This window comes from Pseudomonas sp. LPB4.O (assembly GCF_038383825.1).
GTDB lineage: Bacteria > Pseudomonadota > Gammaproteobacteria > Pseudomonadales > Pseudomonadaceae > Aquipseudomonas > Aquipseudomonas putida.
The window spans coordinates 2,422,728-2,436,344 of record NZ_CP151298.1 but is presented as its reverse complement, the minus strand read 5'-3'; the positions used below and the strand labels follow the sequence as shown (position 1 = coordinate 2,436,344).

General features: G+C 65.0%; 11 protein-coding genes. 1 reads left to right on the top strand and 10 read right to left on the bottom strand.

Annotated elements, in window-relative coordinates; all coding sequences use genetic code 11:
- Window positions 1-13 precede the first annotated feature (13 nt).
- From MRBLPB4O_RS10910 to MRBLPB4O_RS10880, 7 genes are all read right to left on the bottom strand, one after another.
- On the bottom strand, window positions 14-1,174 hold the full coding sequence (locus MRBLPB4O_RS10910) for an acyl-CoA dehydrogenase family protein (protein WP_341798409.1): 1,161 nt from the start codon (window positions 1,172-1,174) through the stop codon (window positions 14-16).
- A gap of 32 nt (window positions 1,175-1,206) precedes the next feature.
- Window positions 1,207-2,001: an enoyl-CoA hydratase-related protein gene (locus MRBLPB4O_RS10905; RefSeq protein ID WP_341798408.1), complete on the bottom strand. Its 795-nt coding sequence runs from the start codon at window positions 1,999-2,001 to the stop codon at window positions 1,207-1,209.
- A gap of 432 nt (window positions 2,002-2,433) precedes the next feature.
- Entirely contained in the window at window positions 2,434-3,840 is a 1,407-nt protein-coding gene (locus tag MRBLPB4O_RS10900; RefSeq protein ID WP_341798407.1) for an amino acid permease, read from the bottom strand.
- 196 nt (window positions 3,841-4,036) lie between these two features.
- On the bottom strand, window positions 4,037-6,289 hold the full coding sequence (locus MRBLPB4O_RS10895) for an ATP-binding protein (protein ID WP_341798406.1): 2,253 nt from the start codon (window positions 6,287-6,289) through the stop codon (window positions 4,037-4,039).
- Window positions 6,286-7,071, bottom strand: coding sequence for a transporter substrate-binding domain-containing protein (locus tag MRBLPB4O_RS10890; RefSeq protein WP_341798405.1), 786 nt, complete (start codon window positions 7,069-7,071; stop codon window positions 6,286-6,288). Before MRBLPB4O_RS10890 ends, MRBLPB4O_RS10895 begins: the two co-directional genes overlap by 4 nt.
- On the bottom strand, window positions 7,068-7,784 hold the full coding sequence (locus MRBLPB4O_RS10885; protein ID WP_341798404.1) for a response regulator: 717 nt from the start codon (window positions 7,782-7,784) through the stop codon (window positions 7,068-7,070). Before MRBLPB4O_RS10885 ends, MRBLPB4O_RS10890 begins: the two co-directional genes overlap by 4 nt.
- Before the next feature lie 73 nt (window positions 7,785-7,857).
- Window positions 7,858-8,502 carry a TetR family transcriptional regulator C-terminal domain-containing protein gene (locus MRBLPB4O_RS10880; protein ID WP_016499178.1) on the bottom strand — a complete coding sequence of 215 codons (645 nt, stop codon included), beginning with the start codon at window positions 8,500-8,502 and terminating at the stop codon, window positions 7,858-7,860.
- A 102-nt stretch (window positions 8,503-8,604) separates the two neighbouring features.
- On the opposite strand from MRBLPB4O_RS10880, the gene MRBLPB4O_RS10875 reads away from it, so the two are divergent.
- On the top strand, window positions 8,605-9,351 hold the full coding sequence (locus tag MRBLPB4O_RS10875) for an enoyl-CoA hydratase (RefSeq protein WP_341798403.1): 747 nt from the start codon (window positions 8,605-8,607) through the stop codon (window positions 9,349-9,351).
- 48 nt (window positions 9,352-9,399) lie between these two features.
- On the opposite strand, the gene MRBLPB4O_RS10870 is transcribed toward MRBLPB4O_RS10875, so the two are convergent.
- The 3 genes from MRBLPB4O_RS10870 to MRBLPB4O_RS10860 are packed head-to-tail and all read right to left on the bottom strand — an operon-like array spanning window position 9,400 to window position 13,563.
- Entirely contained in the window at window positions 9,400-10,455 is a 1,056-nt protein-coding gene (locus tag MRBLPB4O_RS10870) for a lipocalin-like domain-containing protein (protein ID WP_341798402.1), read from the bottom strand.
- Window positions 10,445-12,898: an FtsX-like permease family protein gene (locus MRBLPB4O_RS10865; protein ID WP_341798401.1), complete on the bottom strand. Its 2,454-nt coding sequence runs from the start codon at window positions 12,896-12,898 to the stop codon at window positions 10,445-10,447. The genes MRBLPB4O_RS10870 and MRBLPB4O_RS10865 overlap by 11 nt, the downstream gene beginning before the upstream one ends.
- Window positions 12,898-13,563, bottom strand: coding sequence for an ABC transporter ATP-binding protein (locus MRBLPB4O_RS10860; protein ID WP_341798400.1), 666 nt, complete (start codon window positions 13,561-13,563; stop codon window positions 12,898-12,900). The genes MRBLPB4O_RS10865 and MRBLPB4O_RS10860 overlap by 1 nt, the downstream gene beginning before the upstream one ends.
- Window positions 13,564-13,617: the final 54 nt, after the last annotated feature.

The following is a 13,617-nucleotide window of genomic DNA, read 5'->3' as shown; positions in this document are numbered from 1 at the left end:
GTTCTCCTGGCGCTCAGCGCAGCAGCGGGCGCAGCAGTTCGCGGGCGATGATATGCCGCTGGATTTCCGAAGTGCCCTCCCAGATGCGCTCGATACGCGCGTTGCGCCAGATGCGCTCAACCGGCCCTTCATCCATCAGGCCCATGCCACCGAAGATCTGCACGGCTTCGTCCGCGACCTTGCCCAGCACTTCGCTGGCAAACAGCTTGGCCATACCGGCCTCACCGTCGGTCATGTTGCCCTGGTCCATCTTCCAGGCGGTGTGCAGGGTGAGCATCTCCGCAGCGCGGATCTGCGTGGCCATGTCGGCGAGCTTGAACGACACCCCCTGGTAGCTGCCGATGGCCTGGCCGAACTGCTTGCGGTCGGCGGCCCACTGCAGCGACAGGTCGAGGGCGCGCTGGGCCTGGCCCACGCAGTTGGCGGCAACCATCACCCGGCCGGCGGTCAGCCAGGCGTTAGCCACTTCCCAGCCCTTGCCGACTTCGCCCAGCACCTTGTTGGCCGGCACCCGGCAGTCGTCGAAGAACAGCTCGTAGGTGTGGTAGCCACGGTTGCTCACGCACTTGGGGCCGCGGCGGATGGTCATGCCCGGTGTGCCGCGGTCGACCAGCAAGGCCGTGACCGCATTGCGCTTGCGGCCGTTGTGCTCGTAGGTGTCGGTGACGGCGAAGACAATGGCAAAATCGGCATGGCCGGCGTGGCTGATGAAGTGCTTGCTGCCGTTGATGACAAAGTCATCGCCCTGGCGCACGGCGCGGGTCTTGATGGCGTTGGCATCGGAACCGGCACCCGGTTCGGTGAGGGCGAAACAGTCGGTTTTCTCGCCCTGCACGCAAGGCAGCAGGTAGTCGTTAACCTGCTCGTCCTTGCAGGCCATGAGGATTTTCGACGGGCGTGCGACAAACACATGCAGCGCCCAGGACACCTTGGACAGCTCACGTTCGATCAGCGCCTGGGACAGGTAGTCCAGGCCACCGCCGCCGACTTCCTCAGGCATGTTGAAGGCATAGAACCCGGCGGCGATGGCCTTGCCACGGATGTGCGCGGCCAGCTCTGGCGACACGGCATCGGCGCGGTCCACCGCTTCCTCATGGGGCAGCAACTCTTTGGCAACAAAGCTGCGTACCGCTTCCACCAACATTTCTTGTTCTTGGGTCAGTTGGAAATTCATCTGCGAAGGTCCTGGTCAGGGTCGGTATCGGGTTACTGGCCGGTGAAACGGGGGGCGCGGCGTTCAACCGAGGCTTGCAGCGCCTCGGCGCCATCCTGGCTGCGGCCGCACAGCAGGCCGGCGTGGCGCTCGGCCTCCAGCTGCTCGGCCAGGGTGCGCCGGGCGCCGTCGCGGATCAGCTGCTTGGTCTGCGCATAGGCGAACGTCGGGCCATTGGCCAGGCGCCCGGCCAGCTCGGCCGCCACGGCGGGCAGTTGCTCGTCGGCGCAGACTTCGCTGACCAGCCCGGCCGACAGGGCGCGCTCGGCGCCCCACAGTTCATCGAGGAACAACAGGCGCTTGGCCTGCTCGCTGCCGATCAGCCGTGGCAAGTGCCAGCTGGCGCCGGCATCGGGGCTGTAGCCCATGCTGGTGTAGCCAGCCTTGAAACGCGCAGAGGCGGCGGCGATACGCAGGTCGCAGCACAGGCTGAGGTCCATGCCACCGCCCACGGCGGTGCCGTTGATGGCGGCGATGGTGGGCTTGTCGAGGCTGTGCAGGCGCAACATCAGGGCGTGGGCGGTTTCGGTCCAGCCGTAGCTTTCCAGGGTGCCCGCAGCTTCGGCGGCGGCCCACTCGGCCAGGTCGGCACCGGCACAGAAGGTGCGGCCGCCGCCGGTGAGCACCACCACGCGTACGGCCGGATCGCTGTTGTGGCTTTCGAGCAAGGCGTGCAGTTGCTTGAGGGTGGGGATGTCCAGCGCGTTGCGTTGCTCGGGGCGGTTGAGGGTGATCCAGGCAACGCCGGCTTCGACTTTGCTCAACAGTGACGACGACGGGGTGGTCATGGGGGGCCTCGGTGTTGTTGTGATGGTTTTGGGAGGGCTTGATGAGGGAGATACTAAACGAGTGTTCAACAAGGCGGGATGGGCTGTTACAACTTCGCACAACTCGGTTTTTGCTGTTACGCGGGTTTCTTTTGGCATTGCATTTTCGTTGCCTGTGAGATCGAGCGCCGCCCGCGCGGCGCTTCGCAGCACAAGGCTGCTCCTACATCTGTTTCGGGCCAGTTATTCCTGAGACGAAGGCGCGCGGCCCCTTTGCTTCCACCGCGATATCGCGTCAGGCAAACAAGGCGATCGCGTGCGCAGGCACAGGCGTGACTGGCCCGAAACAGATGTAGGAGCAGCCTTGTGCTGCGAAGCGCCGCGCGGGCGGCGCTCGATCTCACAGACAATAAAAATGTTTCGACGAACACTTACAACCAACGACCCACGGCATCAAACGCCAGGCGCGCTGGGCTCAAAGGCACCCTGCCGGCGGCGATTGACGAAGAAGTACGCCGCGTAGCACAGGGCAATAAAGCCAAAGCCCCAGTACAGCGACGGCCGCTGGGTTCCATCCAGTGCCAGGAACACAAACAGCGAGCTGCACAGGGTGATGCACAGCAGCGGCACCAGTGGGTACAGCGGCGCCCTGTACTTCAGGTCCTGCAGTTGCCCACCTTCACGCAGGTAGGCCTTGCGGAAGCGGTACTGCGCCAGGGCGATGACGATCCAGGTTACGGTGCCGGACATGCCGCTCACCGCCATCAGCACCATGAACAGGGTGTCGGCGGCAATGAAGCTGGTCATCAGCGACACCAGGGCAAAGCACAGGGTGATGCTCAGCGCCCGCAGCGGCACGCCGCGCTTGCTCAGCGGTGCCAGGCTTTTCGGCGCCATGCCGCTCTTGGACATCGCCCAGAGAATGCGCGTAGAGGCATACAGCCCGGAGTTGCCCACCGACAGGATGGCGGTGAGGATGACGAAGTTCATCACGTCGGCAGCAAAGGGGATGCCGACCATGTCGAACACCTGCACGAACGGGCTTTCCATCAGGCCGGCCTGCTCGAACGGCACAATGGCCGACAGCACGGCAATCGCCAGCACATAGAAAATCAGCACGCGGAACACCACGTTGCGCACCGCCCGCGGGATGCTTTTTTCCGGGTGCTCGGTCTCGCCGGCCGCCACGCCCATGATTTCGCAGCCCTGGAAGGCATAGACCACGGTCATCATCACCGCGAACACCGCCGACAGACCGTGAGGGAACAGCGACTCGCCCACCAGGTTGTCCAGCATTGGCGCCGGTGCCCCGCTGCTCAGCGGAATGGCGCCGAAGATCACCAGCAGGCCAATGATGATAAAACCAAGGATGGTCGCCACCTTGATGCCCGAGAACCAGTACTCGGCCTCGCCAAAAGCGCGGGTGGCCAGGGCGTTGAGGCCGAACAGCACGACCACGAACAATGCCGACCAGTACCAGATCGGCACCTCGGGGAACCATCGGGTCATCAGCATGCCGGCAGCGGTGAACTCCAGGCCCACGGTAGTGGCCCAGCTCATCCAGTACACCCAGCCAATCATGAAGCCGGTGGCCGGGCCGATGAACTTCGTGGCGTGGGCCTGGAACGAGCCGGACACCGGCATCTGCACCGACAGTTCACCCAGGCAGACCATCACCAGGTACATCAGCAAGCCGGCCACCAGGTACGCCAGGATCGCGCCCACCGGCCCGCCCTGGTTGATGGTCACGCCCGAACCCATGAACAGGCCGGTGCCGATCACCCCGCCCAGCGACAGCATGAAGATGTGCCGGCTTTTCAGGGCGCGGGTGAGCTGGATTTTTTCGTGGTTGTCAGTCATGGCGCACCTCGCCATTGCGGCAGGTGCGGGGGGCGGTACGAAGGAGGGGCTGAGCGCTACGGCATGTCATTATTCTTGTCTCCAATAAGCCTCATGGACCGCGTGCAACACGGTTGCCATGGATTATTGGAAACGGATGTAAGGTGCCGTTGTACGAACGGATCGAAGATGTAAAAAGTCGTAAGTTTTTTGTACGTCAGCTCTGGATCAACTGTTCCAGGGTCGCACGGGCCTGGCCGAGCTGGTTTGCCAGTGGTTCGGCAAGTGCGTTCAGCCCCTGCCCGTCATGCTGGCGGGCTGCGTCTTCCAGGCGTCGCAACAGCGCAGCCAGGCCAGAAAAACCCAGGGAGTCGCAACTGCCAGCCAGGCGATGGGCCAGGTGCAGCACTTCGGTAAAGTCCTGGGCCGGCAGCGCCTCGGCCAACGCCGTGGCGTGCTGCTCCAGTGACTGGCGCAACACCTTCAGCAGGCCTTGCAGCTTCTGCTCGCCCAGCAGCGAGCGGTGGGTGGCCAGCAGCGACCAGTCCATGTTCGCGTCAATACCGGCCTCTTCAGTCGGCTTCGCGTCGGCCAGCGCCTGGCGCAGGTTGGCTAGCCGCAGAGGCTTGGCCAGCACACCTTGCATGCCGGCTTCCAGGTAACCCGACACTTGCCCCGGTTGCACGCCAGCAGTCAGCGCCACTATCCGGCTGTGGTGGTTTGGCCCGGGGGTGGCACGAAGCTGCCGGCACAGTTCCACCCCGCTCATGCCGGGCAGGTGAACGTCGAGCAGGATCAGGTCGAAGCGCCGCTGTGCACACAGCTGCAGGGCCTGCCCGGCATGCTCGGCAAAGCTCACCCGGTGGCCATCGCGCACCAGCAGGCCGCCCGCCACCTCACGGTTCAGCGCGACGTCCTCGACCACCAGGATATCCAGGCTGGCGCTGACCGACTGGGCTAGCTTAGGAGGTGAATCCGGCTGCCCAAGGGCGATGTCGAGCTCGAACCAGAAGCAGCTGCCCTGCCCTTGTACACTGTCCAGGCCAATGCAGCCCCCCAGCTTTTCCACGAGGTGCTTGCAGATCGCCAGGCCCAGACCGGTGCCGCCGTAGCGGCGTGCCACGGCTTCGCTGGCCTGGACGAAGCGGTCGAAGATTTTTGCCTGGACGGCCGGCTCGATGCCGATGCCATTGTCACTGACAGACAGCCGCAGGCGCTGCGTGGTCGCATCGCTGGCCAGCACCTGTACCTTGAGCCGCACCTGGCCGTGCTCGGTGAATTTGATGGCATTGGCCAGCAGGTTGCTGAGCACCTGACGCAGGTACTGCTCGGCGCCGTGCTGGTAACCGGCTAATTGCTCATCAACCTCCAGATTCAGTGTGTCGCCGTTGTCCGCAGCCATGGGTTCGAGCAGCGCCAGCACTTCCTGGCACAACTGGCGCAGCGAAAAGCCGACCAGCTCGGCGCGGCTCTCACCTTCTTCGAGCCGGGCGAAATACAGCACTTCGTTGAGAATCGCCAACAGCCCCTCGCCGGCCTTGTACAAGGCTTCCAGGCGCTGACGGTCGGCCGCATCCAGCCGGCCACCGCGTAGCAGCTCGGCCATGCCCAGGATACCGTTGAGCGGGGTGCGCAGCTCGTGGCTCATGGTCGCCAGAAAGCGCGACTTGGCCAGGTTGGCGGCCTCGGCTTCATCCTTGGCCCGGGCCAGGCTGGCGGTACGTCGCTCGACCATGGCCAGCAGTTCGTCGCGCTTGTCTTGCAACGCCAGGCGGTCGCGCTCGCGGCGTTCAATGTCGCTGAGGATGGCGCGGCGCATATCGTCCAGGGCATTGGCCACCGTATCGATTTCGTCAGGGCGCGATGAACGGCGGCGCCCCAGGCGCAACGGTTCCTGCCATTGGCCGGCGCCAATACGCCGGGCGAACTCGGCCATCACTTGCAGATGGCGGGTGACCAGACGATAGAACAGCCCCGACAGCGCCACTGCCAGGCCGCACAGGAACACCCCCATCCACAGCAGGCTGGCAAGGCCGGTGGCGTAAAGCCGACGGTGCACAGCTCCCAGGTCGATACTGACTTCCAGCTCACCCAGGTGCCTGGCCGGCCCCGAGGGGGGCTGATAGTCCAGGGGGAAGCGCTCGATGCGCAGCGGCCCTTTGGGTTCGGCCTCCCCTCGTAGCAGTTGAAAATCGTCGCTGACCAGGCGCACCCGGGCCACGTCGGAAAAATCCACCAAACCGCGCAATTGCGTATCGAGCTGGGCCTCGTCCAGGTCCCACAGGCTGCGCTCCAGGCTGGCGAGGTAGCCGGCGCGGATCAACGCCATGCGCGCCTCGATGTCGCGCATCTCGCGGCGGTATTCGAAATACAGCTGCACGCCACTGGCCAGCACCGTGAAACACAGGCTGAACAACAGGATGAACCGCAGCAGGCGGCGCAGCAGGCCATCGGTGTGCAGGCGAATCATCGGGCATCTGCCGGCAGGTTGATCATGTCGCGGTAGGTGACCTCGCTCTGCTCCAGCCAGCGCGCGATCTCGCCAGCCTGGTTCATGCGCCGCAACTGAGCGTCGATTTCGTCCATGTGCTGGCTCAGGGGTGATTGCCGCGATACGGCAACGCGCAGGTAGTCCACGCTCAGCGCGCTGGGCAATACGCGGATGTCCTGCGCGCCTGCCAGGTGCTCGATGAACAGTTGACCGGTGCGCCGCTCCTGGATCACGTAGTCGATGCGCCCGCGGATCAGCTTGCCGAAGTTCTGCTGGCTGGAAGACACCCGCTCGATGTTCTGATGCCGGGCGACGAAGCGGTCGAATTCGGCGCCGTAGCTTTCGCCGTACAACAGGCCGCCGCGGTAACCGGCCAGGTCCTCCAACTGCTGGAACTGCACTGGCCGTTTGCGGTTGTAGAACACAGCCACTTCCTCGCGCATTACCGGCTCCGTGGAAAAATGCATGCGCTGGTCACGTTGGTCGCTGTTGTAGGCCAGCACCACGTCCACCCTCCCGGCGGCAGCGTCCATCAGGCAGCGTTTCCAGTTGCCCAGCACCACGTTCTGCACTTGGTAGCCCATGCGGGCGAACAGTTCGCGCACCACGGTTGGCGCCAGGCCACGCACCTGGTGGCCGTCGCTCCAGGACATCGGCGGGTACACCGGGTAATCGCAGTAGCGCACCGTTTCTGCAGCACCGGCTGGCACGGCAAGCAACGCCAGCACCATCGCCCAGGCACGGCGGGCGCGGTAGATCATGCGGCCACGCTGGCAGTGAACAGGTAGCCGGTGCCGTGAATGGTGATGATCAGTTGCGGCTCGGCCGGGTCATCGTGCAGCTTGCGCCGCAGGCGACCGACCAGCACGTCGATGGAGCGGTCGTTGGGCACCCACTCGCGGTTGCGAATCTGGTCCATCAGCTGGTCGCGGCTCAGGGTATGGCCGCTGTTGCGCAGGAACACGCTGAGCAACTGGAACTCACCGTGGGTCAGCAGGGTTTGCCCGCCGCGTGGGTCGATCAGGCGCCGGCGGTCGGTGTCCAGCGCCCAGTCGGCAAACTGCTTCAACGACTGCGCGCAGGCCGGTGCCGGGTGCACTTCGCGGGCATGGCGCACGCGGCGGATCAGGTTTTTGGCGCGTGATACCAGCTCGCGGGGGTTGAGCGGTTTGATCACATAATCGTCGGCGCCGCACTCCAGGCCGACAATGCGGTCGATGTCATCGTTGCGGCCGGTGATGAGGATGATGCCCACCTCCGAGCGCACGCGCAGCTCGCGGGTCAGGGTGAGGCCGTCCTTGCCAGGCAGGCGGATATCCAGCAGCACCAGGTCGACATCCTGGCTGGCGAGCAAGGCTTCGGCCTTTTCCGCCGTATCGGCGCAGTGCACGTCATAGCCTTCCTGGGACAGATAGGCCTGCAGCAAGTCACGAATAAGCGGATCGTCATCGACGATCAATACCCGAGGCGTCATCGCGTGTTGTCTCTTTTTATTGGTGTTGTTCTACACACTCGCGCCAGCAGCGTACTCGTTACTGAACAGACGATCAACAGCCCTCGGGCAGGCTGAAGCGCCGCCGACCACCGGCCTGCAGGCCATCGACCCAGGCCTCGCAGATAATCACGCCCTGCTCGGGGGTGAAGGTGCCGGGGTTGAGCCCCGACTCCAGCCACAGGCCATCGAGCAGGGCACTGAGGCTGATGGCCGCGAGGTCGGCATCGAAGCCCTGCCAGCCCTCCTGCGTGGCCAACTCGGCCAGCAACCGGCTCAGCTCCTTGCGGTACTCGCCATAGGAATGGTCATGCACCTGGTTGATCGCGTCGGCCGTCTTTACCGCGCCCCAAAACGCCAACCAGGCGTCGAGCAACTGCGGGTCGAGCAACTCTGCACAGAACGAGGCGCGGAAAAACGCCGACAACCGCTCGCGGGCATTGGGCGCAGCCTGCGCCATGGCTTCACGCAGCAGCCCCATCACCCGGCCGGTGACGGCCAGGTAGGCTTCGGCAACCAGTTCGTCCTTGCCGGCGTAGTGGTGGCTGATCAGCCCGACCGAGACCCCGGCCTCGGCCGAAATCTTGCGGATCGAAGCCCCTTGGAATCCGTGGCGTTTGAGGCACACCAGGGTCGCTTCGACCAGGTTGGCCTTGCGCAATTCCGGCAGCATGCGGTGGTAGCGGGCTTCCTGGCTCATCAAGGGTTCTCGGTTCAGGGGCTGGACTGAACGACTGTACAACAAGCCGGACTGCGTGATAAACCCTTGGCACACGTACCCACAACAACAAAAGCGGCTGCCATGAACGACCTGATCACACGCGAGCTGGACCAAGGCCTGCTGACCCTGGCCTTCAACCGCCCCGACAAGCTCAACGCCTTGAACACCGCCATGTACCAGCAACTGGGCGACCTGCTGCTGGCAGCGGGTGAAGACCCTGGCGTCGATGCCATTATCATCACCGGTGGCGCCCACTGCTTCACCGCTGGCAACGACCTGCGCGACTTCCTCGACAACCCGCCCACTGACCTGGACAGCCCGGTGTTCCGCCTGATGCGGGTGGTCATGGGGCTGGACAAGCCGCTGATCGCGGCAGTCAGTGGCGCAGCAATCGGCATCGGCGCCACCTTGCTGTTGCATTGCGACCAAGTGCTGGTCAGCCGCTCGACCAAGCTGCGCATGCCTTTCGCACCGTTGGGGGTGTGCCCGGAGTTTGGCTCCAGCCTGTTGCTGCCACGCTTGCTTGGCCAGGCCCGCGCCGCTGGCCTGCTGCTGGGTAACGTGTTGCTGGATGGCGAACAGGCGGTGGCCTGGGGGTTGGCCAATGAGCTGCATGAAGATGGCGAGCAGTGCCTGGCCGCAGCGCGCAAGCTGGCGCGGCAGCTGCAAACTTACCCGCAGGCGGCGCTGCGCATCAGCAAGCGGCTGATGAAGGACAGCCAGCGGGCGGAGCTGGAGGCCACGGTGGCGCGGGAAAGCCAGTTGTTCATCGAGTGCTTGCGCACCGAAGAAGCACGGGCCGTGCTACAGCGTCTGATCAAAGACTGAAACGATGACGCGTCCCTTGTGGGTGCATGATCGCGGGAATGTATTGCACTAGTACCCGGTCATCTCCAGATACCCGCGCCCACCGGCACTCCCGCTCAACCGCACCGGCCCTTCCCAGTACGGGAACCGTGTGTCCATCCAGGCCCGTGGTTCCACCGCCTCGACCTGCACATCCACCCCATGCGCCGGCACCTGCACCCGCCAGCGCGTCGGTACCTGTTTGCCATGCTTCTGCTCGGCCCAGGCCAGGGCCTGCAACTGAACCTGCGCGCCTTGCAGCGCTACCACTTCACCTTGCGGGCCAACCCACGTGCCGGCGCGGTAGGCATCGCCCTCAGCCTGACGCACCTGGAACAACATCAGCCTGGCACCACTGTCCAGGTGCAGGGAAAACCAGTCCCACCCCGTTTGCCCGGCCGCCAGCGGCTGGCTGCTCCATTCCCGGTCCAGCCAGGCCTGGCCGGTGACCGCGATGCACATGCCATCACGCTCTACCTCCCCGTGCACACGGTAAAACGGCTGGCTGTAATAGTAAGAAGCCTGCCCCTTGCCGGATTTCTCGCTGTAACCCTGGTCGCCGTGCAGCACCAGGGGGCGATCACTGCGCAAACGCAAGGCGTAGCGAAAACCTTCGCCACCGGCAGCCATTTGCAGGCTTTCGATGCCCGCCCTGCCCTGCAACGACCAATCATTGATCCACGCCCGGAACGGCTGGGCCTGCACGCCGGCCTGGCCGATACCGCCGCGGGCCAGGGTTTCGCCAGACTGGTGGCCACCCGGCCCGGTCAGGGCCGCGTGCCCCATCCACAGGTTGGGGCTGTTCCAGTCGGTGGTTTCAGGGCCGGGGCGCAGGGCCGAGCGGAACAGGGTCCACTGGGCGCCCCAGTCACGCCCCTGGACGTCCTTGAGGTTGGCGGTGACGTACCACCATTCGATGCGAAAGCCATCGTGCGCGCCATGGTCACGCGGGAATTCCAGGCGATGCGCGCGGGCCACCTGGCTGAAACCGTCTGCCTGCTGCCCCAGCCCGGCATAGCTTTGTGGCGCTGGCGGGTCACAAGCGCATAGCAGGCCGCATAGCAACAGCAAGGCGTTACGCTTCATCGGTAAACGGCCTCAACAGTTCGCGGGGCTGGCGGCGCGCCAGTTGCCACAGCGGCCAGGCGCTGGCCAACAGGCTGGAGAACAACCCCAAGGCGGCCAGTTGCAGCAGCTGCACGGGGAATACGTAAAGCGGCAGGCGCCAGCCGAACGCCTGCACGTTGACCACCGCCACCAGGCACCAGGCCAGCAACACCCCCAACGGAATGGCCAGCAGTACCGTGAAACTGCTCAGCATCAGTGTCTGCCCCAGGCTCAACCACACCAGTTGCCTGCGCTGCACACCCAGCGCCCACAGGGGTGCCAGTTGGCTCAGCCGCGTTTGGCCCAACGTCAGCAAGTTGATGAACAGCGCCACGCCGGCCACGCCAAGCGTGAGGCTGTTGAGCGCGGCAGTGGCGGCAAAGGTGCGGTTGAACACCTCGGTAGACCAGCGTTTCAGGCGCGCCTGCTCCACTACGCGGCTGTCGTCCAGGGCGAAACGCTGCTGCAACGCAGCCTTGATGACGGGCAATTGCTCAGCGGGCAGATCAACGCTCAAACCGGTCAGCGTGGCCTGCGGCCAGTGCGTGCGCAACCAGCTGGCATTGACCAGCACGTGCCCCTTGGGGTTACCGTAATCGGCATAGATCCCCACCACTGTCATCGCCTCTGAAGGCAGCGCCAGGCGGTCGCCCAGTTGCACCTTCAGGCGCCTGGCCAGCTGTTCGCTGAGCATCACCGCATGCCCGCCGGCCAACGCTTCCCAGGCGTGAGGCTGCTCCTGCAGCAACGGCCAACGCTTGAGGTAGCCCGGGTGATCGACGATGCCCTGAAGCTGCACCGGCCAGCCCTGCAACTGCGTTTCTACCCGCCAGCCGGGCAGCACCACACTGGCTGCCGATTGCTGCCCTAGCCATTGCGCAATTTCCAGACCTTGGCCTGTATCCCGAGGGCTGACGTACAGGTCGGCAGACAGGCGCAGGTCCAGCCAGCCGACAAAGGTCTTGCGAAAGCCTTCGGTCATGCTGCCCACGCCGGCACTGGCAGCCAGCGCCAGCAACAGTGCCATCAGTGCCAAACTCAGTGCCGGCAGTTGCTGGCGGCTATCGGCGACGAACCATTGCGCCAAAGGCCGCCGGCAATACCGCGTCAGCAAGGCCAGAGCCCGGTCGAGCAAGGCCGGCAACAACAGCGCCGCCGCCAGCAACAGCCCAGCCAGCATGGCAAACGCGCTGGCCAGGCGGTTACCCAGCACGCCACAGCCCAAGGCCAGCAGCAACAGGACGCCCGCTATGCAAGCCTGGCGCCTCAACCATGGTCCCTGCGCCAGCCGCCAAGCCTGAGGCTGCGCCAACGCCAGCAATGGCAACCGGGCTGCACGTAACACACTGCCCAGCCCTGCCAGCAATGCCCCCAGCACACTCACAAGCACCCCCACCAGCCACCACCACGCGGGCAGGCTCAGGGTACCGGCAACCTGGGCGCCGTACAGGCCGCGCAAACTGGCTGCCACATCGGGCAACAACCACGCGGCCAGCACATACCCGCTGGCCACACCGGCCAGCCCGCCCAGGACGGCGAACAGACCCAGCTCCAGCATCAAGGCGCACAGCAGGGTGTTCAAGCTGACGCCACAGGCGCGCAGATTGCGGATCAACCCACGCCGCTGTTCTAGCGCCAGACCGATTGCGGCATGGGCGATAAACAGGCCTACGACGAACGCCAGCAGGCCGAGAGCAGTCAGGTTGAGGTGAAAGCTCTCAGTCAGCCGCTGCAACCCGCCGTCGTCCTGTTGCGGTTGCAGTTCGAGGTAAACCGCAATATCAGCAGGCAGCGGCCCTGGCTTTCCGGCCACCAGCAACCGCGACAACTGCCCAGGCGCGTGCAGCAACCGCTGGGCATGGCCGATATCGACCACGATCACCCCAGGCGCCAATGCAGGCTGCAGGATCATGGGGGGTAGCAATTGCCCTTCGCTGTCGCGCACCGCTGCCCCACGCTCTGCGCCCAGTTGCCGCAAGGTGTCTGGCCCGGCCCACGCTTGCCCGGGCGTGCCGATGAACGCTTGCACATCGAATGCTTGCGGCTGCACACCGGCAATGCTGCTGGCCGGCGGCAGGCTCAAAGGTTCGATGCCCAACAAGCGCACACTGCGCGCGGGCCCCCCAGGCAAACGCAAGCGCCCTTCCAGCACGGGCGTTACTGGCCAACCCTGCTTGCGCAATTGCACGTAAAGCCCTTGGTCGAAGCGCTCACCGTTGCGCGGCACCAGCTGCGCCTGCAGCGGCCCGGCCAGCACGGCACTGGCGCGGGCGTAGTCGCTGCGTGCCTGGCTGTTCAGCGCCTGCACGCCCGTCCACAGCGCCGTGGCCAGCCACAGCCCGGTGAAGATGCTGAAAAACTGCACACGATGGCGCCGCCAATGGCTGAACAACGCCAACAGGGCCAGCGACAAAAGCCTCATCACCCCGACTCTGGCTGAACGCGACCGGCCTGCAGCTGGCAACGCCCCTGCAAGCGTGCCGCCAGCCGGGGGCTGTGGGTCACCATCAGCACACCGCTGCCGGCCTCGGCGACCAGTTGCAGCAACAGGCTCAGCACCTCATCGCTGCTGGCTTCGTCAAGGCTGCCGGTGGGTTCGTCGGCCAGCAGCCAAGCCGGGCGCCCAGCCAGGGCGCGGCCGATGGCGACCCGTTGCTGCTGGCCACCGGACAACTGCTCAGGGTAGCGCGCCAGCAAACCTGCCAAGCCCAACTGCTCTGCCAGGTAACCCACCCATTGTGGGTCATGCCTGCCAGCCAGCCTGGCCTGAAAGGCGAGGTTCGCCGCCACGTCCAGGCTACTGATCAGGTTGTATTGCTGGAACACCAGGCCAATCCCCTCCCGTCGCCACTGCGCCAGCGACGCCTCCGAACGGCCGTCGAGCGGGACGCCATCGATCAGGATACGGCCGCTGTCGGCACGGTCCAGGCCGGCAATCAGGTGCAGCAACGTGCTCTTGCCGCTGCCCGACTCCCCCATCAGCGCCAGGCTGCTACCGCGTGCCAGACGCAGGTCCACGCCCTGCAGGACAGGGAGCGGGCCTTGGGGGGTGGGGAATGATTTGTGGAGCTGTTCGATGGCGAGCATCGACGGGCCTTTATGGTATGCGTTTGCTTAGTAATAGCAGGTCCGACACGCAGT